Below are 22,924 nucleotides of genomic sequence, written 5' to 3'. Positions count from 1 at the left end.
GTTCAAATCGGTTCCCGACCGATTTGTTGTTTGCTGGCTGCCTACCTGTGGTTCCAATGACTTTGTGGATTTTCTTTGGTCCTTGAAGGGGTTACCAATAACCTCCTTCAAGGAATTCTATTTCAGCTTCAAGGTACTGATAATAGATTCAGCTTCTGTTTGTGCTTGCTGCTGATTGTCGGCTGGCAGAGTAATTTGTATTGTCATCAAATGGTTATCAACTTGACCCATCAACACGGATGAATAGGCTTTTTGACCACCGCTGGTAATAATGCTATCCAATTGCTGGAAAGGATGCCCATCGATCTTAATCGCTTTATTTGTCACGACTTGTAGATTGGCATCGCGGGCACGCTGCTGCTCGGCCAGGCGATCAGTCAACACATTCAAAGCCTCGTTGGTATCATCACCTAAAATCACAATAACCGCTTTATCGCCAGTTTTGTTGGCATAAACGTGCATGTTGTTAGCCTGACTACCCATTTTCCCGCTTTGGTCAGATAAATCTGCTGGCAAACTAAATGCGACTTTACCTTCCAACAAGCTGACTGGCTGGCCCACATTGTTATCGCTGCCGCTATCGCAGGCACTTAATCCTACAACCAGCAGGCCAACAGCAAGAAACTTGGTTATTTTATGCATGGGAATCCCTTATCAATGATGAATAGCATTATCGCACCTTATTCAGACGCCAAAAGCAATCTATTGTTCAGCGGTGTTCACCTGTATTAGCGTTTGTTGCTCGGTCTTCCGGGCGAAGTATTTCAGTAATACATTGAGCATTACACCATAAGCAGGTAAGAAGAATAACATGCAAATCAGTAGCTTGAAGCTATAATCTACCAGGGCGATTTCCACCCAGTTTGCCGCCATAAAAGGATCTGTACTGCGATAGAAAGCAATAAAGAAGAACGCCATAGTGTCGCTGATATTGCCAAAGAACATGGCGGCGGTTGGGGCAACCCACCATGCACTGCGCTGACGAAGGCGGTTAAATACTTGAACATCAAGAATTTGACCCAGTACATAGGCCATAAAGCTGGCAGCGGCGATGCGCGCAACAAATAGGTTAAAACTGGTTAATGCCGGGAACCCTTGCCAGCTTCCCTGATAGAACAGGGCTGAAATCAGATACGAAATAAGTAAAGCAGGCACCATGACGGACAGAATAATCCGGCGCGCCAAGGGAGCACCAAAAATCCGCACGGTCAGGTCGGTAGCTAAAAAGATAAACGGAAAGGTAAACGCCCCCCACGTAGTGTGAAAACCGAAGATAGATATCGGTAATTGCACCAGATAGTTGCTGGAGGTGATGATGACAATATGGAATAGCGACAGCCATACCAAAGCGGTCATCCGCTGTTGGGCAGTAAACGAAAACATAAATGTGACCTTTTTGGTTATTGGGGTGAGGGAACCCAAACATAATGTGCCGCAATTTCTGCGACGCGCGGCATAATACGCGTTTGCGCAACGAATGCAATGGTTAATTTTAGCGCAAACGATGGCCTTTTCACGCAAGCGATCGTGCTACTTGCACCTAAAAACCGGCGGAGTAAACTATCTCGCTTCGTAAGCCTGCTTACATTTTTGCTATTAGCCTGTTGACTGACATACAAGAGAACCGCAATGACCGATATTTTTGCCAATCCGGATAAAACACTTGATGCACTAGGTTTGCGCTGCCCCGAGCCAGTGATGATGGTGCGTAAAACCGTCCGGCATATGGAGGACGGTCAAACTCTGCTTATTATTGCTGACGATCCCGCCACAACCCGTGACATTCCCGGTTTTTGCCGCTTTATGGACCATCAGTTGCTGGCACAAGATACCGGGCAGACGCCTTACCGCTATCTGGTCAAAAAAGGGACAAAAGCGGAGTAGAAAGCCGCTTTGCCCTTGTCGTCAAATATCCCGCTTGCGCAATAACCTCAGCGCGTTTGCTGTCACCAAGGCGGTTGCGCCAGAGTCGGCTAATACGGCTAGCCATAAACCGGTCAAACCCAGCAATGTGGTCACCAGGAAAATACCTTTTAGCCCTAATGCGATAGTAATGTTCTGGCGAATATTGGCGTTGGCAGCTCGTGATAACAAAATGATTTCTGCCAGCCCGGTCAACCGATTATGAGTCAATGCCGCATCGGCTGTTTCCAGGGCCACATCAGTACCGCTGCCCATCGCAATGCCGATGCTAGCTGCTTTCATGGCGGGAGCATCATTAATGCCATCGCCAACCATCACTGTCGGGTGTGTGGCATTCAGTGCCATAACGGCCTGCACTTTATCAGCCGGTAACAACCCAGCGCGGTAATCAATTCCCAGTTCACCGGCTATGGCCGCCGCTGCACGAGGGTTATCACCCGTTAACATCACACCTTGAATCCCCAGCTTTTTCAGGGCATCAATGGCTTGTTTGGCATCGGTACGCAAAGTGTCTCGCAGCGCCACGACACCAATGAATTTCTCATTTTCCAGTACGGCGACAGCCGTTTTACCACTGCTTTCCAGTTCATCGAACTGCGCGAGCCACTCGGCGGTTAATAACTCTGGCGATATTTTACTGGGAGCACTGACACGAACTACTAACCCGTTAACTATGCCTTCAACGCCAATGCCAGCCAGCGCACGCCGTTCTTCGGCGAGTGGCAGCATCGGGGTATTTTGCTGCGCTCGCTGCATGATCGCGACAGCCAGAGGATGGTGTGAACCTGCTTCGACCGCTGCGGCCAATGACAACAGGCGGGTTTCACTCACACCGGAAACGGGCAAAATATCAGTGACTTGTGGCTTACCCTCAGTCAGCGTGCCAGTTTTATCAAAAGCGACAGTTTGAATGCGGCCAAGCTGCTCAAGTGCGGCACCACCTTTAATCAACGCTCCGCGCCGTGTTGCTGCAGCCAGTGCTGAGGTGATGGCTGCCGGAGTGGAAATGACCAATGCGCATGGGCAGCCGATCAACAGTAATGTCAAGCCACGGTATATCCAGGTTTCCCAAGACTCGGCGAAAGCCAAAGGCGGAACCAGTATCACCAGTGCTGAGAGAAACATAATGGCAGGGGTATAAATGCGGCTGAAACGGTCAATAAAGCGCTCAATAGGCGCACGGCGTTCTTCTGCTAACTCAATGAGTTGTAGGATGCGATCAATAGCATTATTACCCGGCTCAGAGATAACCCGCATCTCAGTCGCGCGATCAACCGACAAGCTCCCCGCTGCGACTTTTTCACCTTGCATGCGTTCAACAGGAACAGATTCGCCAGTGAGAGCACTTTCATCGAAACTGGCAAATGGAGTCATTAATTCAGCATCCGCGGGCAAGCGCCCCCCCGGTGAGACTTCAATGATATCGCCAGGGCGCAAGCTGGCAACGGAAACCTGTCGCCGCTCACCATCCTTGAGTAGTAAGGCTTCTTCAGGAACTAACGCCATTAGTGCTGTCACGCCACGACGTGCGCGGTTTGCTGCATAGGATTCGAGTAACTCGCCGACCATAAACAGCAGCAATACCATTGCTGCTTCAGCGGTTGCGCCAATAAACATCGCGCCAATAGCCGCGACGCTCATCAAGGTTTCAATCGCAAATGGTGTGCCGGAGCGAATAAGTTTCCAGGCTTTAGTGACAATCGGAATCAAGCCGACAATTGTGGTCACGGTAAAGGCTAATTCGCTCAGCTCTACACTGAATAAAGAGATTCCCCAACTAAGGAGCATCAGCGTGGTTAATAATGCAATTGGTAGATATTCGCGAAAGCGTGTTTCTGACTCACTATTTTTGCCCGCGATAGGGGATTGAGTATCGACCAGACTGAACCCTGCCTGTATGACGGCCTGATGAACTTGGGGACGAATGTCTGAACGGGCATCGACTACCAGCTTTTCTGTAGCAAACAGCACTTTTACATTTTCAATTCCGACCAGGTTACTGACTGCATTTTCAATTTTATGCGCGCAGCTTGGGCAATCCATCCCTTTCACTTGCCAACTAAAACGCTGGCTACCCGCCGGTGTTGCGTTAGCTAGCCTGTCGCTTTCCTCATCGCCGTCATCGGTATGGCTGCTCTGACTACAGCATCCCCCTTCCTGGTGTGAATGCTCACTCACTGAATTCGAGCTGTCATAGCTAATATTGGCTGCGGGCTGGCTGCTGCAACCTGTTTGTTTTTTCGCATGATCATGACCACAGCCACAGTGATTGTGTGTATCTGTTGAGTGTCGATGTTCGGAATGTGAATGCATGTTACCTCCTGGACAGAATGTAAAAGATATACAGGATTTAGCCGGTATGGTTGCACTCTACACCTTAGAGTTAACTCCAGAGTCAAGGGGGTGAATGAGAGTAATTGCTAAAAAGAACTGATGCCAAGAGAAAGGTATATCGGAAAGGAGTACATGCCGCGTTTAATGTTCAGGTTCCATCCTTGGAATCCTATAGTCGCATTACTATCGTAAAATGAGACTTCGAAAAATGATGTTGCGCAGTAATAGGTTAGTTACAAATATAGTGACCTGACAATCAGGAAATGCCCGACAAAATAACATCCAGCGACGATGGCATCTGAAGCCCGGAAAGAGAAACGGTAGCGATTCAGTAGCCAGATGCTGTGGGATATCAACAACAGCACCGTCCCGGTCAACAATGAGAAGCTCATGTCCGTGCTACGCGCAAAGTATTGTTCGCCTGCCATCCATACCATAAGCAATGTCATTCCGACGAAAGCAACGACAGGCCAGCGCATTTCATCCAGCCGGGTCCAAATAGTGGCTAACAGCAACACACCCACAATAATGAGTACCAAGGGAAGCGGCCAGAATAGGGTGAATGTCATCTGGCTGGCAAAACTGATGGTATACAGTAAATGAGAGAGGAAGAATGCACCCAGAGCATAAAGTAAGCGCTCACTGGGTAGCAGCAATAAGGCGTCAGCAACCAGCGTTGCCAATAGGCCTAAAACAATCAGATAGCCCGCAGGGCCAAGAATAGGTGCTTGCCATGCAAGTAACAACAACAGTAACAGAGTGACGGGTTTGAATACCCAGCGTTGCCAGCGTGGGCCTCGGTAAGTTGCATCGACAAACAACCAACCAGAAAAGAATACGGCAAGGAATGGCCAGCTCATTATTTATCCTTTTTTCTATACAGGTTTCAGTGAAAATACCTGTGTTGTAATGATAATCCGTAATGCCAACAACTCTGATAATACATTAACTAAGTGTAAGGGATGGAGCACAAGAGTGATAGCAACACTACAGCGAATTGCATGATTTGTACCACTTAATGCGTAGCAGTGCGCATAATCAGATTTAGCGCAGGGATCCGTTGGTTGAAGCCTTGGTCTTGTTTGACCCACATGTTATGTTAACGCCGGTTTCCGTTCGCTAAATTAAGGGATAGAGGCAATAGCATATGGCCAATGAACAATTGCTTTATCGCATTCAGTTTATAAATAACGGTAAGAATTATCAGCTTTATGTTCGTGAGGTTGGCCCAAGTACTTTATTTGGGTTTATTGAAATTGCTGATTTTGTCTTTGATAGCCAATCAACCTTGTTGGTTGACCCTTCAACCGAGAAATTGAAGACCGAATTTTCCGGTGTTAACCGTAGCTATATTCCTCTTCATTCAGTGATTCGCATTGATGCGGTAACTGAAAAGGGCAGCGCCCGAATTTCCGAGTTGGGCAGTAACGTGATGAGTTTCCCTTATCTACCAGGTAATAAACCTTAAATCTTTCTTTTGAGTAAGATTTAGCGGGTAAGATTTTATGAATAAACCTCCATTATTATTTATTGCTGTGGTGGTACTGATTGTGGTGCTGGCAACACGTCAGTACTGGCAGAAGAAACGGCAAGACGCGGAAAATGACCGCTCACCTGTGCGCAGTTTACAAGTTGAAGTCATCAATAAACGTGAAGTCTTAGCCCCGAATCGTCGTTCACGGCAGCGTGAAGAGATTGTAGCGGAAGAAAAACGCTATGAAGTTTATTTTCAACCGTTGCTGAACGGGATAGAAGTAAAAAAAAGCAACGAAATCAAAATAGTACTTCCACAGCAGGAATATAATCGCATCGAACAAGGCGCAAAGGGCACTCTACGCCTTCAGGGGACTCGCTATATTGGCTTTACCCCAAATTCAGTTGCTAAATAAATAACCTATTTTCATGGGAAAATAATATATATCGATAACGATTATTATTTTTTAGGCAATGGCGGTTGTTTCTTTTGCCAGGCCAACAGTTCGAAAACCCCGAACACAAAAATTTTAAATTGTTGTAATCCACTGATTGGCTGGTCTTTGGGCTGTGTAGACTTAAGTAATATCAGTTGTAAACCATGCATTAAAACCATGAAGATCATTGCGACATCAATAAAGTATCTCAAAGGCTTAGGGAACGGCTGGAATAGATTCAGCAGTAGGAAAAACCATACCCCCAACATCAACAACCGGCCGATATTAATCCACATGATGTTGCTCCTGTTCTTCAATTGATACCCGGTCTTGGGGAATATCTTTGTTACGAATATAGAGGCGGTAGGCAACCTGCCCGGCAATTTTCTCTCGATGTAACTGCCAACTGGCAGGGACATCTGCGGCGGTACTTTCGGCTTCAGCTTCAACATAAATCCAGGCATCAGCTGTCAACCAATTGAATTGCTCTAATAAATTGACGGTTTCCGCTAGCAAACCTTGACGAAAAGGGGGATCAAGGAAAACCAGATCAAAAGGCTGCCCTGGCTGGGCTAACCATTGTAAAGAGTTGGTATTGACCACTTGGCCATTGTCGGCACTCAATAACGTCAGGTTGCTGCTCAATTGCTTAGCCACATGCCTGTCAGCTTCTAACAGAACGGCAAAACCGGCATAGCGGGATAGAGCCTCCAGCCCTAAGGCACCGCTGCCCGCAAAGCAATCCAGGCATCGGGCACCTTGAATCATGGGGGCGAGCCAGTTGAATAGAGTTTCTCTGACACGGTCGGTGGTAGGGCGTAGCCCAGGGCTAACTGGCACCGGTAATTTGCGCCCACGCCATTTACCGCCGATGATGCGGATTTGGCCTGCCGACTGTTGTGGCGCTTGTTTTGCCGTTGTTATTGATCGCTCGGTTGTAGATCGCTTTGCTAAAGGTCGCTTTGCCATAGATTGCTTTACTTGAAAGTTGCCCAGTATTGCAGCACTGAATAAAAAAGTTAGCCCTCATTCTACCTATGTGTGCAGTGTGGGGGAAACGTTAAACCTTTGTTGATTGAATTCACAATAGAAAGCAGTATCGTGTGCGTGTTGCTGTTCAGGGGAAAGTGATAGACTTGCGAACTATTATCTTATTTATGCAAACCCAAAGTAATTAGAGTCCAAAAATGGCAAAAGAAAAAAAACGTGGATTTTTTTCCTGGCTGGGCTTAGGCCGTCAGAATGAAGAACACACCGCAGAGCCATTGGCTACTGAGAAAGAAGAAACATCTGAGCAAGTTGTTGAAAATCAATCTATTGAAGAGCATGTTCTCAGCGAAAAACAGGCTGAAATAGCGCCTGAGAACACCTCTGTCGAGGCAGAAAAGCGCGAGCCTGTGGCTGAGCACTCGACACTGGCTCCAGGTGAATGGGATAGCGCCGCGATCAGTGAAGCAGCGGCTGAAACCCTGCCAGAAGTGGGAGTTGAACCAGCTGCACAGGTTATTGACGAACCTATAGACTTCGCTGAAGACCCCCAGTATTTACAGCATCATTTCTCACAAAATCAGAATGATAAAGACAATGTTGACTCATGGGATGAAGGCACCGTCAGTGCACCAGAATTACCGTTGACGGAACACAATGTCGTTATTGATACACCAGCACCGCAAACTATTGTGGAAGAGTCTCCGGCTGAGGTTATTGAAGAACCGGTTGTTCTTGAAGAAGAAATTGAAGCTGAAGAGGAAGTCGTAGCGGTTGTGGCTCAAGAACAAGAGCGGCCAACCAAAGAAGGCTTTTTTGCCCGTTTAAAACGCAGCCTAATCAAAACCAAGCAGAATCTTGGCTCCGGTTTTATGGGGCTGTTCAGCGGTAAGAAAATCGACGACGATCTGTTTGAAGAACTGGAAGAACAGCTCCTGATCGCCGACGTTGGCGTCGAAACAACCCGCAAAATTATTACCTCTCTGACAGAACATGCCAGCCGTAAGCAGCTAAAAGATGCCGAAGCTCTGTATGGCAAGCTCAAAGAGGAAATGTCTGAAATTTTGTCCAAAGTAGATAAGCCATTGGATGTCAGTGGTAAAAATCCGTTTGTCATCTTAATGGTTGGCGTCAATGGGGTGGGTAAAACAACCACCATCGGTAAGTTGGCACGCCAATTCCAGGCTGAAGGGAAATCCGTCATGCTGGCTGCGGGGGATACTTTCCGTGCAGCGGCAGTAGAGCAGCTACAAGTCTGGGGTGATCGCAACAAGATTGCTGTCGTCGCACAGCATACTGGTGCAGACTCAGCGTCAGTTATTTTCGATGCTATTCAGGCTGCTAAAGCGCGTGGTATCGACGTGCTGTTGGCTGATACTGCCGGGCGTTTGCAAAATAAAGCCCACTTGATGGAAGAGCTGAAGAAGATTGTCCGCGTGATGAAAAAGCTGGACGGCGATGCCCCTCATGAGGTTATGCTGACGTTGGATGCCAGTACCGGACAAAATGCGGTTAGTCAGGCAAAACTGTTTAATGAAGCAGTGGGTCTGACCGGAATCACCCTGACTAAACTTGATGGTACTGCCAAGGGCGGGGTGATTTTTGCCATCGCAGATCAGTTCGGTATCCCAATCCGTTATATCGGTGTTGGGGAAGGTATAGAGGATTTACGGCCATTTAAGGCTGACGATTTTATTGAGGCTCTTTTTGCCCGAGAGGATTAATACGGATGATTCGCTTTGAACAGGTCAGTAAAGCTTATCTGGGCGGACGACAGGCGCTGCAAGGAGTAGATTTTCATCTGCGTCCGGCGGAAATGGCGTTTTTGACCGGTCATTCCGGCGCAGGGAAAAGTACTCTGCTGAAACTGATTTGTGGCATTGAGCGCCCCAGTGCCGGCCATATCTGGTTTGGTGGTCACGACATCAGCCGCCTGAAAAACCGCGAAGTGCCTTTTTTGCGCCGCCAGATCGGGATGATCTTCCAAGATCACCATTTGCTGTTGGATAGAACGGTATATGACAATGTCGCTATGCCATTGATTATTGCTGGTGCCAGTACCGAAGATATTCGCCGCAGGGTGTCAGCCGCTCTGGATAAAGTCGGATTATTGGATAAGGCAAAGAATTTCCCAATTCAGCTTTCTGGTGGTGAGCAACAGCGTGTCGGTATTGCTCGCGCGGTGGTAAACAAGCCTGCGGTATTACTGGCAGATGAACCGACTGGTAACCTGGATGATGCGTTATCCGAAGGTATTTTGCGTTTGTTTGAAGAATTTAACCGTGTGGGCGTTACTGTATTAATGGCAACTCACGACACGTCGTTAATTGCCCGGCGTCGCTACCCGATTCTGACATTAAGTCAGGGGCGGATGTCAGGAGCGCATCATGGCGAATAATAGTGCGCAGAAAGCAAAAACCAAGGCACTGAAAGGCGGCTGGCGTGAGCAGTGGCGCTATTCGTGGGTCAATGCTATTGCCGATATGATGCGCCAACCATTGGCGACATTGTTAACCGTGATGGTGATTGCCATCTCACTGACCTTGCCAAGCGTGTGTTATATCGTGTGGAAAAACGTCAGTCAGGCGGCGGATCAATGGTATCCAACCCCGCAATTGACGGTCTATCTGGATAAAGCGCTGGATGATAACGCGGCTGAAAATGTCGTGACTACGCTGAAAGCAGAAGCCGGTGTGGAGAAAGTTAATTATCTGTCGCGGGAAGAAGCGATGGGTGAGTTCCGCAATTGGTCTGGTTTTGGCGGTGCTCTGGATATGTTGGAAGAAAACCCGTTGCCCGCAGTGGCCATCATCACGCCTAAGCTGGATTTCCAAAGCTCTGGCACTCTCGATACTCTGCGCGACCGGGTGAGTAAGGTTGAAGGGGTCGCGGAAGTTCGTATGGATGACAGCTGGTTTGCTCGTTTAGCGGCATTAACCGGCTTGGTTGGACAAGTTGCGGCCATGATTGGTGTATTGATGGTGGTTGCCGTATTCCTTGTCATTGGTAACAGTGTGCGTCTAAGCATCTTTAGCCGCCGCGATACAATCAATGTCATGAAGCTGATCGGTGCAACCGATGGGTTTATTCTGCGCCCATTCTTGAATGGTGGCGCGATGCTGGGCTTTGGTGGGGCAGTACTATCACTGATTCTTTCAGAAGCGCTGGTATGGAAACTCGGCTCCGTTGTGACGCAGGTAGCGACCGTGTTTGGCACCAGCTTTACCCTACATGGTTTGAGCTGGGATGAATGCCTGTTGTTGGTGTTAATCTCGGCGATGATCGGCTGGATCGCCGCCTGGCTGGCAACGGTTCAACATTTACGCCGATTTACACCGCAGTAAAAAATGTTTGTTATACTCTTTCCCTGCGGTGTTCATTTAAGGCAGGGAAAGAGTCGTTGTTATCGGTTAATCCCATGAGTTCTCCCTGACACGCACAGCGATTTATCTGCTAAGATCATCAGTTGAAATTGTGATCCAGTTTGAACTTTTACGGCAATAATCGGTCGAACAACACAGTGAAATGATAAGGTGCCCAGCGCTTGAATCTGCTTAAGCAGGTGATAAAATATCGGCGCTGAGAGAAATCTGCACTAAACATGCAATGAGAGGGTTTCGAATGACCAAAGAAATGCAAACTTTAGCCTTAGTACCCCAAGGTAGTCTGGAAGCCTATATTCGGGCTGCCAATGCCTATCCAATGCTGACAGCAGAGGAAGAGCGGGAACTGGCTGAACGGCTGCATTACCAGGGCGATCTGGAGGCGGCTAAACAGCTAATCCTGTCTCACCTGCGCTTTGTTGCTCATGTTGCCCGTAACTATTCTGGGTATGGTTTGCCACAGGCTGACCTTATTCAGGAAGGTAATATTGGCTTGATGAAAGCTGTTCGCCGTTTTAACCCGGAAGTCGGGGTACGTCTGGTGTCTTTCGCGGTACACTGGATCAAAGCAGAAATTCATGAATATGTTCTGCGTAACTGGCGGATTGTTAAAGTCGCAACCACTAAAGCTCAGCGTAAATTGTTCTTTAACCTGCGGAAAACCAAGCAGCGTCTGGGCTGGTTCAATCAGGATGAAGTCGAGCTGGTTGCCAAAGAACTGGGTGTGACCAGTAAAGATGTTCGCGAGATGGAGTCACGCATGTCTGCGCAAGACATGACTTTTGATCCAACTCCAGATGATGAAGTACGTGATGGTCAATCTATGGCTCCTGTTCTGTATTTGCAGGATAAAACCTCAGACTTTGCCGATGGCATCGAAGAGGATAACTGGGATAACCATGCGGCAGACAAATTGACATATGCCCTGGAAGGGCTGGACGAGCGGAGTCAGCATATTATTCGTGCTCGTTGGCTGGACGATGACAACAAGTCTACTCTGCAGGAGTTGGCTGATCAGTACGGTGTGTCTGCTGAACGTGTTCGTCAGCTTGAAAAGAATGCGATGAAAAAATTACGTATGGCGATTGAAGCCTAATACAGCGACATAACGCTGTGTGATACGAAAAGAGGGCGATATTTTATATCGCCCTTTTGCTTTTGTGGCATTTGCCGCCAAAAATTTACCGCTGCCAGCCTTGCGTATTACGGCTAAAACCACAGGCAAGCATAAAGCCATCCATTGCCTCGCGGTTTGCGGCCACCACGTGCTTATCACTCAGATACCACTGTTGAATAGTGGGTAACTGCCGCAACGTTTCTTCAATAAGATAAAGTCCTACCCCGCGCCGGCGCGTCACTTCCCTAACACATAAATCCTCAAGCTCGGCCTGGTGGCCATCCCTCCTGACTTTCACTGCGCCGAGCAAGCGCTCATTAAATCGTGCCGCAAAGAGTGGATTACCGTCATTAACCCATTGCAGCCAAGTGGTTTGTTGCTGTTCGGGCCAAATTTTAGCTAAATCGATAAGATCCTGATGAGTAAGGTTTGTTAAACGTTCAATAGTCAGTTTCATCGTCAATAGACCGCAAAGATGTAAGGGTTATAGGGCTGTGGTTTATTGTACTAGATCACTGGTCAGAGAGTTGTGTAAGTTTTTCTGTACGTTCACGGGGGAAAATGTTTTTTCACTACTGCATTTTCCGAGTTTTAACAGAGTAAATGATCACATAACCAGCACAACTCACTAGCATTTGTGCAAAACCCATTCAATTTAATCCTAATTTTATGCTGTTTACACCGCTTGTTTCTGCTTGTCTCAGTTGATTTACAGCATAAAACTCCTGTTTAATGGTATGAAAAATAAAGTCTTATTATAAAAAAGTGTTATTTTTAAGACTAAATCATTATTACTTATGAATAAAACGTTACGGCGCTATAAAACGTTAAGACCAACACAACAAGCACGTTCACAATGACAGATGGGGAATTCGCGGATGAAATTAACAAAAGGTAAAGTGTTGCTGGCTGGGTGTATAGCAATGGCGATGAGCCATTCTGTGTTGGCGAAAGACATTAAAGTTGCCATTGTTGGCGCGATGTCTGGCCCGGTTGCCCAATATGGTGACATGGAGTTTACCGGTGCACGTCAGGCTATTGCTGATATCAATGCCAAAGGCGGAATTAAAGGCGATAAACTGGTCGGCGTGGAATACGATGATGCCTGCGACCCGAAACAAGCTGTAGCTGTGGCTAACAAAGTCATTAACGATGGTATTCGTTACGTTATCGGCCACTTGTGCTCCTCTTCAACTCAGCCTGCTTCAGATATTTATGAAGATGAAGGCGTGATTATGATCACCCCTGCTGCGACCAATGCTGATCTAACCACTCGTGGTTACAAAATGATTATGCGAACCACTGGTCTGGACTCGGATCAAGGCCCAACTGCGGCTAAATATATTCTTGAAACCATCAAACCGAAACGCATTGCTGTGGTACACGATAAGCAGCAATACGGTGAAGGTTTGGCGCGCTCTGTGCGCGATAGTTTGAAAAAACAAGGTACAGAACCTGTGTTGTTTGAAGGTGTGACCGCAGGTGATAAAGATTTCTCTACCTTGGTGGCTCGCCTGAAGAAAGAGAACGTCGATTTTGTTTATTTCGGCGGTTACTACCCAGAGATGGGGCAAATCCTACGTCAGGCTAAGCAGGCTGGTCTGACAGCTCGCTTTATGGGTCCAGAGGGCGTAGGTAACTCCTCACTGTCAAATATCGCAGGTGATGCTTCTGAAGGCATGCTGGTAACTTTGCCAAAACGCTATGATCAGGTTCCTGCTAACCAACCTATCGTTGATGCGTTGAAAGCGAAGAAACTGGACCCAACCGGCCCGTTCGTTTGGACAACTTATGCCGCATTACAATCGCTGACCACCGCGATGGAACGTAGTGGTAGCCAGGAACCTGCTGATTTGGTCAAAGACCTGAAAACCGGTAAGCCGGTGGAAACAGTGATGGGGCCATTGAGCTGGGATGAAAAAGGCGATTTGAAAGGGTTTGAATTCGGTATTTTTGAATGGCACGCGGATGGTTCATCAACCGCAGTCAAATAATATTAGAATCAATAAGTTGTAGGGTTGCTGTTGCAGCAACCCGGCCCCTTTTACCAACTGCATCCCCCCACGTTCCGGGGGGATTTTTCCTCTACACAGTAGATTAGGTGCAGTTGGCTAGGGCAGCCAGGCAAGTGAATCAAAGGGTTAGGGTATGTCAGAGCAGTTTCTTTATTTCCTGCAACAGATGTTCAACGGAGTGACGTTGGGCAGTACTTATGCGCTGATCGCCATCGGTTACACCATGGTGTACGGCATTATCGGCATGATCAACTTCGCTCACGGCGAAGTGTATATGATCAGTAGCTACGTCTCTTTTATTGTGATCGCCGCATTGATGATGGTGGGGATTGACGCCAGTTGGTTATTGATAGGCTCTGCTTTCCTCGTCTCAATTGTTATTGCCAGCACTTATGGTTGGAGTATTGAGCGAGTTGCGTATAAACCGGTTCGCAGCTCTAAACGCTTGATCGCACTGATCTCGGCGATCGGGATGTCTATTTTCCTGCAAAACTACGTCAGTCTTAACCAAGGTTCACGGGATCTGGCTTTACCGAGTTTGGTGACCGGTCAGTGGACACTGGCAGAAACCAATGGCTTTGCAGCGACTATTAGCACCATGCAGTTGACCATTTGGATTGTGACCTTCCTGGCAATGTTGGCGCTGACACTCTTTATTCGTTATTCCCGTATGGGCCGCGCTTGTCGTGCCTGTGCCGAAGATTTAAAAATGGCCAGTTTGCTGGGCATTAATACTGACCGGGTTATCTCGCTGACTTTCGTTATCGGTGCGCTGATGGCAGCAGTCGCTGGGGTCTTGCTGGGGCAGTTTTATGGTGTCATTAACCCATACATCGGCTTTATGGCTGGCATGAAAGCGTTCACCGCCGCTGTACTTGGTGGTATCGGAAGTATTCCAGGCGCGATGATCGGTGGCTTGATTTTGGGGATCGCGGAAGCATTAACTTCTGCTTATCTCAGCACAGAATACAAAGATGCAGTTTCATTTGCACTGCTGATTGTTGTGCTGTTAGTGATGCCTACCGGGATTTTAGGCCGTCCGGAGGTTGAAAAAGTATGAAACAACTCAATTTCCTTAACGCCATTATTTCCAGTTTTGTTTTGCTCGTCCTCGCTTCGTTTGTAATGGGATTACAGTTGCAGTTAGACGGCACCAAACTCATTGTACAAGGGGCGTCAGAAGTGCGCTGGCTGTGGATTGGCGCGGCTTGTATCGTGGTGTTTTTCTTCCAATTGGTGCGACCATTCATCCAACAAGGGATAAAAAAAGTCTCTGGCCCGGCATGGGTATTGCCCAGCTTTGATGGCACTACCCCACGCCAGAAACTACTGGCGGCCGCGATTATTATCGCCGCAATAGCCTGGCCATTTTTGGTCTCCCGAGGTTCCGTTGATATCGCGACTCTGACACTGATTTACGTCATGTTGGGTCTGGGATTAAACGTCGTGGTTGGGCTATCAGGCTTGCTCGTCCTGGGCTACGGTGGCTTTTATGCTATCGGTGCTTATACCTATGCTTTGCTGAATCACTATTACGGTTTGGGTTTCTGGGAGAGTTTACCGCTGGCGGGGATTGTCGCTGCACTGTCGGGCTTCCTGTTGGGCTTCCCGGTTTTACGTCTGCGTGGGGATTATTTAGCGATCGTGACATTGGGCTTCGGTGAGATTGTGCGTATTTTGCTGCTCAATAATACGGAAATTACCGGTGGGCCGAATGGAATTAGCCAAATTCCTAAACCGACACTATTTGGCCTGGAGTTTAGCCGCACGGCAAAAGACGGGGGTTGGGATACTTTCCATAATTTCTTTGGCCTGACTTATGATCCAAGTGACCGCATCATTTTCCTGTATATGGTGGCGCTGTTACTGGTGATCCTGACCTTGTTTGTGATTAATCGGTTATTGCGTATGCCGCTGGGACGGGCCTGGGAAGCACTGCGTGAAGACGAAATTGCCTGCCGTTCATTGGGGTTAAGCCCAACCAAAATCAAGCTGACTGCGTTTACCATTAGTGCTGCTTTTGCCGGTTTTGCGGGCACGCTATTTGCTGCGCGACAAGGGTTTGTCAGCCCTGAGTCCTTCACCTTTGTGGAGTCAGCTTTTGTATTGGCGATTGTGGTCTTAGGCGGGATGGGGTCGCAGTTCGCCGTTATCCTGGCAGCTATATTGCTGGTGGTATCACGTGAATTAATGCGTGATCTCAATGCGTACAGCATGCTGTTGCTGGGGGCATTGATGGTATTGATGATGATTTGGCGTCCACAGGGGTTACTGCCGATGAAACGACCACAATTGAAGCTGAAAGTCGCTGATATCAAAGCTAAACAGGGGGAACAAGCATGAGTGCGCAACCTTTGTTAGCGGTTGAAGGACTGTCGATGCGCTTTGGTGGGTTATTGGCGGTGAACAATGTTGGCTTGAATCTCAATCAGGGGGAGATTGTCTCGCTGATTGGCCCCAATGGTGCGGGTAAAACCACAATCTTTAACTGCCTGACTGGTTTCTATCGGCCGACGGGCGGCACAATTAAATTACGTGATCGCCATATCGAAGGGTTACCTGGACAAGTTATTGCGCGTATGGGGGTGATTCGTACTTTCCAGCATGTACGCTTGTTCCGCGAGATGACGGTGGTAGAGAACCTACTGGTGGCACAACATCAGCACCTTAAAAGTGGTGTGTTTGCCGGTTTGTTGAAAACGCCAGGCTTTCGGCGGGCAGAGGCTGACGCATTGGAACGAGCAGCAACCTGGCTAGAGCGTGTCGGATTATTGGAGCTGGCCAACCGCCAGGCGGGGAATTTGGCTTATGGTCAGCAACGTCGCTTGGAAATTGCCCGCTGTATGGTGACGCGCCCTGAGCTATTGATGCTGGATGAACCCGCTGCTGGCTTGAACCCGAAAGAAACTGATGAACTGAATCAGTTGATTATGGAATTACGCGACCAACACCAAGTCTCGGTCTTGTTAATTGAACATGATATGAAACTGGTGATGGGGATTTCTGATCGCATTTATGTGGTGAATCAGGGAACGCCGTTGGCACAAGGCTCACCAGTAGAAATTCGTAATAATCCGGATGTGATCCGGGCCTATTTGGGCGAATAAAAGTGGGCGAGGCATAAAGATAACATGTTGTCATTTAATCAAGTTTCAGCCCATTACGGCAAAATTCAGGCATTGCATCAGGTTAGCTTGCACATCCAACAGGGCGAAATTGTTACGTTGATAGGTGCTAATGGTGCGGGTAAAACCACCCTGTTGGGCACATTGTGTGGCGAACCGCGTGCCACCGAAGGCAGTATTATTTTCGGCGAGCAGGATATTACCGGCTGGCAGACGGCACGTATTATGCGTGAGGCGATTGCCATTGTGCCGGAAGGGCGCAGGGTGTTTTCTCGCATGACGGTGGAAGAGAACCTGGCAATGGGTGGTTTCTTTGCTGATCGCCAGCAATATCAACAGCGTATCGAGCGTGTTTACGACTTATTCCCTCGGTTGTTCGAACGCCGAGTTCAGCGCGCTGGAACCATGTCAGGCGGCGAACAACAAATGTTGGCGATTGGTCGTGCTCTGATGAGTCAGCCTAAACTATTGCTACTCGATGAGCCGTCTCTGGGGCTAGCCCCGATTATTATTCTGCAAATATTCGATACTATTCAACAACTAAGAGAAGAGGGGATGACCATTTTTCTGGTTGAACAAAACGCAAATCAGGCGCTGAAGTTGGCCGATCGTGGTTATGTGTTGGAGAATGGGCGTATCGTTTTGGAGGATACGGGAGCTGCCTTGTTAGCAAATGAAGCGGTGCGTTCAGCTTATTTGGGCGGTTAAATATTTAACTCTTTTGTATTATTATTTTTTAAGGCCCAAGTCTGGGCCTTATTAATTTCTTTATGCCAGAGGTGTGATAGTAAAATTCAATATATCGCTATAACTGCCTTTACCTGTGGTATCCGTACTGAATAGCTCTATTTTTGGTGTCCAGCACATATCTGACATCACTTGATTATTATCACTCTTTAACTGAATATATTTTGTGTCTTTGGGAAGCTCAAAATCTGCTCCAGTATTCTCATTACTGCTTAGCTTTACTTTGTAGTTAATAAAACTACTCCCTTCTTGTTCTTTTAACTGAAAATATTTATTTTTTGACGCTAATCCATTGATATTGGTGGCGCTAATCATATATTGAGTGTTTCGTGTGGCAATTGAACGATAATTGATACAAAAGCGATTATTTCCTGCATCGATAATTTGAGTGAGCAAACCACGATTATTGGTGGTTTTATCGAGTAGTTCATCCAGATCGAGTGTTTTTAATTGCCAGACGGCTGAGCCCATCCGGAATTTAGGATCAATTTTCAGCGCTTCTGGTGCAACATCTGCCTGAGGATCGAAGTCTCTGCATTGTTTGCCATCAGGGCTAAAAGAAACGCCCTGTGAGGAAAGCACTGAGTAAGATTGCCCTTTGTAACTAAATTCCCCCCCCACAGTTGCTGCGATACTGATATTATTCAGTTTATTAGCGGCAATTTTGAAAGATACATTATAATAATCGCTCGGTAATAGTGATCTACGATTAAACTGTATTCCTTGAGTATTTTCATTAGAACCTGAAGGAGAAATTCCATTAAGTGAAATATCGCTGATGTTACTTAGCTGAATGGTTAAATCTCTCGTACCATCTGCGTGATAAAAATAAAGCGAGAGCAGTGCGCGATGAAGATTAAATTTAATATCCTTAGTATCGTTCGATGAAATATTTAGTTCTTCACCCAGGCCACGCAAAGCCAGATCCAGGTTACCCCGGTCGTCATCCTGATGAGCCAGGCTAGGGTCTGTTGCTATTACCCATAGAGTATTGGTCGGAGATAGACTCGCATTAAAAGAAACTTCTACGCTATTGTCATCTAATAGCTTTACCGAGCACTGCTGATAATCTCCCACGTAATTAGGAGTGTAAAGTATATTTTCACCATCTGCGTTGGCGGCTGGGAATTGCACTAATAGCAATAATCCTATTAGTAATTGCTTATAGTTAACCTTCACTTGATTGTCTCTCCATGACTGTCAGTTATTAATCTCAGCTATTTGTTTCAAACAATAATGTTAGCTGGCCATGATATTTCCCGACTGTATCTGGCCCCTTGGGTGCCAGAGCGGTAATCTGTAATAGATAATCCGTACTGGTCTGGTTTGATGTATTTTTACTAATGCTGAAAATTTCTGGTTTATGCGATAGCGGACGCATATTGGCATGATCCGTTCCCCAACTTATTTCAGCAGGTGAAAACTTCTGAGCCGGGGTGTACATCACTCCGGAGTGGCGGGCGAGTATCAGCGGTTGCTTCACTGAAACACGGTAGCTTTCTTGTCGGCGTAGTTTTATTGTTACCGGAATTTCTGCCTGATAAATCGAAGGATTCTCTGGGTTATTTCTTAGTTTGATGCTGCTGTACCAGCCGCCCTGCGGTTTTTCGACCTCAATTCTGGGTTGTGCGGTTACCTCCAGTGTGATGTCAATATCCCCCAATGGGATCACATCTGCTTTGGCCAGCAAGGGGAGTAGGAATAATATCAGTGCAATTTTCAATGTGTTCATCGTGTTCCTTATTTCTAGTCATTAGGGCAACGCAAGCTGACAGCCTTATCCTCGACGATTCCCTTTAGGTTACTGACGACCAACTGCCGCTGTTGACCGGGATACAGATTAAAATCATTGATAACTCGGCCCTGAGTTTCTAATTGATACCATTGCAGGCGAGTATTACCGGTATTGTGTAATACCAGCGTGTCGTTGAGACAGCGGTGTGTCCATTGGAGCTGTTGTGATGCAGGCAAGTGCCTGATCAACCCCATATAACTGAGCTGCACACCCAGAACTGCACCATTTCCTCTCACTTTTCGATTATTTAAAGGTCTGACCGCTAATCGATAAACTTGCTCTTTATCAGGCGTACTAAGCGCTTTAAGTAATATCTTCCCACTCTGTTTCGGCCCAAGAGTCATTTTTGCTGGAGCAGCAAACAATTCGGGTTGTACTTGTTCACCGACCGGGGTTAATAACTCCTGCTCAGGTAATTCACCGGGGTTATTGAGTTTATACAGTTGTACGGTGATGTATTCAGATTCAGTACCATGATTAGTGACTGTGACTACTGCACTTTCCAGCTGCACTTTCTGTACATGTGGCTGAATATCTATGACTGCAAAAGCAGCAAGAGGTATGAAACTAGTCACAACGAATAGTAAAGGTTTCATTATCTGCCTCACCAATAAGTTGTTTAACTGACAGGGTGGCGGGGGTGCCGGGGTAGAGATTCAAGCTATCTGTTAGTGTTGGGTTATCACTGGATTTCAACTGATTGAATTTACTGTGAACGGTGCCGATAGAATTGAGTGTAATTGTGCCATCAGGTGAACATTGATGTTGCCAGTGACGAGTTTGTACGGCCAGAGAAGGAACATGATGAATAAGTATCCCATAGCCAATACTGATGGTTACGGGGGCATGAATTTTCTTATCATCCTCTTTATTGTTGACCGCTTTGATATCGACTACTGGATTGATATTCAAGCGATAAAGTGTTTCCTGAGTAGGTGCCTTCAGCGGTAATAGCTTAATGTCGCGCTTTTGCTTTGGCCCTAAGGTGATGCGGTTGGGATTAAAAATCATTTCAGGTTGAGCGATATCGCTGATCAGTGTTTTCTGCTCAGGGCTGACTCCTGGGTTATTGATGTGCTGTAACGTGATATCCAGATAAAGTGGCTTATCTCCGCTGTTATAAACCTGCACAGTGCGCTGCTGATCCAAAGCCTCTACTGTGGTTCGAGTCGGTATGGCCACTAACTGCGCAAAAGTGGTTGTAATAGGTGTAACCAATAAAGCAATTATGGAGAATAAGTAAGCGTATTTCATAACCATTCCTGTGGTATTAATCCATATGACAAAGATAAATGTGATTGTGTTGCTGGCGCATATCACAGCGGTAACGGGCAGAAGTGCTTTGAACCGTGATATTTTTTAGTATCACGCCCGACTGAATGGAAAACAGCCCATTAGGGTGAACGCTATCACCGGTTCCCTGAATAACCCCACTCACAGGCTGCCCCTGTGAGTCTTTAAGAAAACCGTTGTAAAGCAGATCTAAAGTGATGTTTGCTTTGCTGGAAAAGACCTGACCCGGATGAGCGCGCACGATATTGACTGGTAACCGAATGTTCATATCCAGATCACTACGGTTGCTGTGGGTGCGGATGAATAAACTGTCCTGATAGCGGGGAATAGGTATTGCGTAAGTACCGCTGCCAGTTATTGGGTGGCCTTCTACATTGAAGCTATAAGGAGTATCCGCCAGGTCCGGTGTTTCTATCAGCAATGCAGTTCCGCTATAACTGCTGCGCCCAAGTGCAATACCCTGGGGACCGACGGCCAGCATGCCGTTATAGCTAAGGCCACCATTGGCTATCTTATTATCAATACCAAAGCGGGCTGCGATATCTCCACGGCTACCAGCGCGATGAACAAAGCTACCAATGCTATTGTGATTCCCGCTGGTGCTACCATCGACTCCCAAAATGCTGGTGCCGTAGTTATCACTAAACTCGTTCTGATAGCTGGCACTGGTTGTCAACTGCTGCCTGACGTAGGCACTGTTGATACTGGTGCTACTTTTGAGGAACGATAGGGTGGTATTGAGAAATACGCCGTAATTATTTTGGCTGTTCCATTGGCCACCCTTTTGCACGCCGAGTGATAGAGCAATACCATATTGAGGCCGCCGCCAGTTCCAGCGACTTTGAATACGGTGTTGCCTGCTATTTTTGTATTGATTGAATTGATAACTAAGCTGAGTAGGCCCAAAGCGACGACTATAAGAAGCCGAGGTGCTACCGGCGTTAGGTGCATATATTGAGATGTCCGGCGTCTGATAACGAGCGATCGAGGCATACCCCAAACTAGAGTTTCCTCCCGTTAAGCGTAAATACCCGCCACTGCGTTTTTCACCTGACATTAGCCCCAATGTTGGGGTGATATCCAGATTGGGAATTCCTAAAGGATGTGAGGCATTACCTTCGGCAGCCCAGTGATGGGCTGTGTCTTTGAGTAGTGTGATATTGGTTTGTAGGCTTTTTAGATTTATGCTGCGGCCAAATTGCATCAAATGAGGGTGACTATCGTTACGTACAGCACCTTTGCCCAGGGTCAAGAACCAGCCATTATTGGTTTGTGTACCAATATTACTGATGGTTTGGCTTTCCTGATTAATGATTTTTCCGGTGCGATCCACTAAATGAATCTCAATGGTGTAATAGCCGCCGGGGAGTTGGCTGTAATCAATTTCGTTACGACCCAGTTGGGCTGGTATGCGGCGGATCAGTTGACCATCACGGTAAATTTCAAAATCACCCTCGCTGATAGCATATAACACTAAACTGCCTGCTGAGGGCTTATCAATCGCTAAGTAGCTTTGGCTACCCAGTGTGACGAATTGGTCCAGAGACGGATTGATTAGGGTATGAATACTCCCCGCGCTGTTATCGAGATTGTTTTGCCGACCAGCGCGCAAATAGTGCGCCTGAAAGTTTTTTTGCAGATACCAGCTGCCAATGCCCATCTGGGTTTGTTGTCGGTATTGTGATTGATCTGCGAATACGTAATTATTTTTGGTTCGAGTGGTGTTATAAAACCAATGGGCAAAGCCAAATGATTGAAAAGGCAAACCAATATATCCTTGCCCACGTGCAGAAACAGCGCGGTAATTCTTTGCTGTCATGCGCAGATCAAAGGATTGGTTATGCACCAACCCCCAAGTGGTAACCGGTATAAGGTAGCGGTTCTTGCTATGGGTTATGGTGATAACATGATTGATTTTATCTACGGTGACGTGATGTTCCGATAAGATATAGTCACAACCATTTTGGCATTGCAAATAAGGAATTTTCGGTAAGATATCGGCCAATAATGTAATGGATGACTCATCAATATGGTTATCGCGATACTGTTGTTGGTTAAATATTAGTTGTTGTTTCTCTTCTGAGAAGAACAACGGACTTGGCAAGGTTTTCCCGTCTAATATGCCCAATAACTGTCGTGTATTATGTTCTTCGACGGCAGAAAAACCAGCAGGAACTAAATGTTCAATAGTTATATCTTCGTTACTGGATGAATTAAATGAAACAAGCGATAACGCAAGTACGGCAGCCTTATTAATGATTAGCGATTTTTCCATGGGATTCCATTCCATAACTT

The 22,924-nt window shown here is 47.0% G+C and carries 24 protein-coding genes; 12 read left to right on the top strand and 12 right to left on the bottom strand.

Going from position 1 to position 22,924, the window contains the following annotated elements; genetic code table 11:
- Positions 1-117: 117 nt before the first annotated feature.
- Positions 118-642, bottom strand: coding sequence for a DcrB family lipoprotein (locus tag FTB31_RS01655; protein ID WP_050076856.1), 525 nt, complete (start codon positions 640-642; stop codon positions 118-120).
- 60 nt (positions 643-702) lie between these two features.
- Positions 703-1,383 carry a 7-cyano-7-deazaguanine/7-aminomethyl-7-deazaguanine transporter gene (locus FTB31_RS01650; protein WP_227722956.1) on the bottom strand — a complete coding sequence of 227 codons (681 nt, stop codon included), beginning with the start codon at positions 1,381-1,383 and terminating at the stop codon, positions 703-705.
- A gap of 246 nt (positions 1,384-1,629) precedes the next feature.
- Here FTB31_RS01650 and tusA point away from each other — a divergent pair, with 246 nt between their 5' ends.
- Positions 1,630-1,884, top strand: a complete 255-nt coding sequence (gene tusA / locus FTB31_RS01645) for a sulfurtransferase TusA (RefSeq protein WP_050076858.1) — start codon at positions 1,630-1,632, stop codon at positions 1,882-1,884.
- A gap of 21 nt (positions 1,885-1,905) precedes the next feature.
- Here tusA and FTB31_RS01640 read toward each other — a convergent pair whose 3' ends face one another.
- Together FTB31_RS01640 and FTB31_RS01635 are read right to left on the bottom strand one after the other, a co-directional pair.
- Entirely contained in the window at positions 1,906-4,236 is a 2,331-nt protein-coding gene (locus tag FTB31_RS01640) for a zinc/cadmium/mercury/lead-transporting ATPase (protein WP_227731046.1), read from the bottom strand.
- A 254-nt stretch (positions 4,237-4,490) separates the two neighbouring features.
- On the bottom strand, positions 4,491-5,117 hold the full coding sequence (locus tag FTB31_RS01635) for a lysoplasmalogenase (RefSeq protein ID WP_077175520.1): 627 nt from the start codon (positions 5,115-5,117) through the stop codon (positions 4,491-4,493).
- Between the two features lie 287 nt (positions 5,118-5,404).
- Here FTB31_RS01635 and FTB31_RS01630 point away from each other — a divergent pair, with 287 nt between their 5' ends.
- Together FTB31_RS01630 and FTB31_RS01625 are read left to right on the top strand one after the other, a co-directional pair.
- Complete coding sequence (locus FTB31_RS01630; RefSeq protein ID WP_004710182.1) at positions 5,405-5,725, top strand: DUF1820 family protein; 321 nt, start codon at positions 5,405-5,407, stop codon at positions 5,723-5,725.
- Positions 5,726-5,762: 37 nt separating this feature from the next.
- Positions 5,763-6,146 (top strand): DUF2500 domain-containing protein, encoded by a 384-nt coding sequence (locus FTB31_RS01625; RefSeq protein ID WP_050076861.1) that lies wholly within the window; start codon positions 5,763-5,765, stop codon positions 6,144-6,146.
- 44 nt (positions 6,147-6,190) lie between these two features.
- On the opposite strand, the gene FTB31_RS01620 is transcribed toward FTB31_RS01625, so the two are convergent.
- Positions 6,191-6,463: a DUF1145 family protein gene (locus tag FTB31_RS01620; RefSeq protein ID WP_005163952.1), complete on the bottom strand. Its 273-nt coding sequence runs from the start codon at positions 6,461-6,463 to the stop codon at positions 6,191-6,193.
- The gene (rsmD, locus tag FTB31_RS01615; protein ID WP_050076862.1) at positions 6,453-7,136 is read right to left on the bottom strand and encodes a 16S rRNA (guanine(966)-N(2))-methyltransferase; all 684 of its coding nucleotides are present in this window, start codon (positions 7,134-7,136) and stop codon (positions 6,453-6,455) included. Before rsmD ends, FTB31_RS01620 begins: the two co-directional genes overlap by 11 nt.
- A gap of 218 nt (positions 7,137-7,354) precedes the next feature.
- On the opposite strand from rsmD, the gene ftsY reads away from it, so the two are divergent.
- The 4 genes from ftsY (at position 7,355) to rpoH (ending at position 11,633) form a co-directional block, all read left to right on the top strand.
- A complete protein-coding gene (gene ftsY, locus FTB31_RS01610) occupies positions 7,355-8,878 on the top strand; it encodes a signal recognition particle-docking protein FtsY (protein WP_227731045.1) in 1,524 nt (507 codons plus the stop codon).
- A 5-nt stretch (positions 8,879-8,883) separates the two neighbouring features.
- Positions 8,884-9,552, top strand: coding sequence for a cell division ATP-binding protein FtsE (gene ftsE / locus FTB31_RS01605; RefSeq protein WP_004391337.1), 669 nt, complete (start codon positions 8,884-8,886; stop codon positions 9,550-9,552).
- Positions 9,542-10,498 (top strand): permease-like cell division protein FtsX, encoded by a 957-nt coding sequence (gene ftsX, locus FTB31_RS01600; protein WP_077175518.1) that lies wholly within the window; start codon positions 9,542-9,544, stop codon positions 10,496-10,498. The genes ftsE and ftsX overlap by 11 nt, the downstream gene beginning before the upstream one ends.
- Positions 10,499-10,775: 277 nt before the next feature.
- Complete coding sequence (gene rpoH / locus FTB31_RS01595) at positions 10,776-11,633, top strand: RNA polymerase sigma factor RpoH (protein WP_005163942.1); 858 nt, start codon at positions 10,776-10,778, stop codon at positions 11,631-11,633.
- 85 nt (positions 11,634-11,718) lie between these two features.
- Here rpoH and panM read toward each other — a convergent pair whose 3' ends face one another.
- On the bottom strand, positions 11,719-12,111 hold the full coding sequence (panM, locus tag FTB31_RS01590) for an aspartate 1-decarboxylase autocleavage activator PanM (protein WP_050076865.1): 393 nt from the start codon (positions 12,109-12,111) through the stop codon (positions 11,719-11,721).
- A 421-nt stretch (positions 12,112-12,532) separates the two neighbouring features.
- Between panM and FTB31_RS01585 the strand changes: the two genes are divergently transcribed.
- From FTB31_RS01585 to livF, 5 genes are all read left to right on the top strand, one after another.
- Complete coding sequence (locus FTB31_RS01585) at positions 12,533-13,648, top strand: branched-chain amino acid ABC transporter substrate-binding protein (protein WP_005163937.1); 1,116 nt, start codon at positions 12,533-12,535, stop codon at positions 13,646-13,648.
- Positions 13,649-13,802: 154 nt separating this feature from the next.
- Positions 13,803-14,729: a high-affinity branched-chain amino acid ABC transporter permease LivH gene (gene livH / locus FTB31_RS01580; RefSeq protein WP_005163935.1), complete on the top strand. Its 927-nt coding sequence runs from the start codon at positions 13,803-13,805 to the stop codon at positions 14,727-14,729.
- On the top strand, positions 14,726-16,012 hold the full coding sequence (locus FTB31_RS01575; RefSeq protein WP_019080169.1) for a high-affinity branched-chain amino acid ABC transporter permease LivM: 1,287 nt from the start codon (positions 14,726-14,728) through the stop codon (positions 16,010-16,012). Before livH ends, FTB31_RS01575 begins: the two co-directional genes overlap by 4 nt.
- Positions 16,009-16,776 (top strand): high-affinity branched-chain amino acid ABC transporter ATP-binding protein LivG, encoded by a 768-nt coding sequence (livG, locus tag FTB31_RS01570; RefSeq protein ID WP_050076867.1) that lies wholly within the window; start codon positions 16,009-16,011, stop codon positions 16,774-16,776. The genes FTB31_RS01575 and livG overlap by 4 nt, the downstream gene beginning before the upstream one ends.
- Before the next feature lie 24 nt (positions 16,777-16,800).
- Positions 16,801-17,502 carry a high-affinity branched-chain amino acid ABC transporter ATP-binding protein LivF gene (livF, locus tag FTB31_RS01565; RefSeq protein WP_019080167.1) on the top strand — a complete coding sequence of 234 codons (702 nt, stop codon included), beginning with the start codon at positions 16,801-16,803 and terminating at the stop codon, positions 17,500-17,502.
- Positions 17,503-17,562: 60 nt separating this feature from the next.
- Here livF and FTB31_RS01560 read toward each other — a convergent pair whose 3' ends face one another.
- Genes FTB31_RS01560 through FTB31_RS01540 form a run of 5 tightly spaced genes read right to left on the bottom strand, consistent with a single transcriptional unit; the run spans position 17,563 to position 22,919 of the window.
- Positions 17,563-18,720, bottom strand: coding sequence for a hypothetical protein (locus FTB31_RS01560; RefSeq protein ID WP_227720497.1), 1,158 nt, complete (start codon positions 18,718-18,720; stop codon positions 17,563-17,565).
- 34 nt (positions 18,721-18,754) lie between these two features.
- On the bottom strand, positions 18,755-19,273 hold the full coding sequence (locus FTB31_RS01555) for a fimbrial protein (RefSeq protein ID WP_227720498.1): 519 nt from the start codon (positions 19,271-19,273) through the stop codon (positions 18,755-18,757).
- Between the two features lie 14 nt (positions 19,274-19,287).
- The gene (locus FTB31_RS01550; RefSeq protein ID WP_227720499.1) at positions 19,288-19,932 is read right to left on the bottom strand and encodes a fimbrial biogenesis chaperone; all 645 of its coding nucleotides are present in this window, start codon (positions 19,930-19,932) and stop codon (positions 19,288-19,290) included.
- Positions 19,904-20,590 (bottom strand): fimbrial biogenesis chaperone, encoded by a 687-nt coding sequence (locus tag FTB31_RS01545; RefSeq protein ID WP_050076871.1) that lies wholly within the window; start codon positions 20,588-20,590, stop codon positions 19,904-19,906. The genes FTB31_RS01550 and FTB31_RS01545 overlap by 29 nt, the downstream gene beginning before the upstream one ends.
- A gap of 16 nt (positions 20,591-20,606) precedes the next feature.
- Positions 20,607-22,919, bottom strand: coding sequence for a TcfC E-set like domain-containing protein (locus tag FTB31_RS01540; RefSeq protein ID WP_077175514.1), 2,313 nt, complete (start codon positions 22,917-22,919; stop codon positions 20,607-20,609).
- Positions 22,920-22,924: the final 5 nt, after the last annotated feature.

The organism is Yersinia proxima (genome assembly GCF_902170785.1).
GTDB lineage: Bacteria > Pseudomonadota > Gammaproteobacteria > Enterobacterales > Enterobacteriaceae > Yersinia > Yersinia proxima.
Note: the sequence above shows the minus strand (reverse complement) of the source record. Positions and strands in the feature narration are given on the sequence as shown.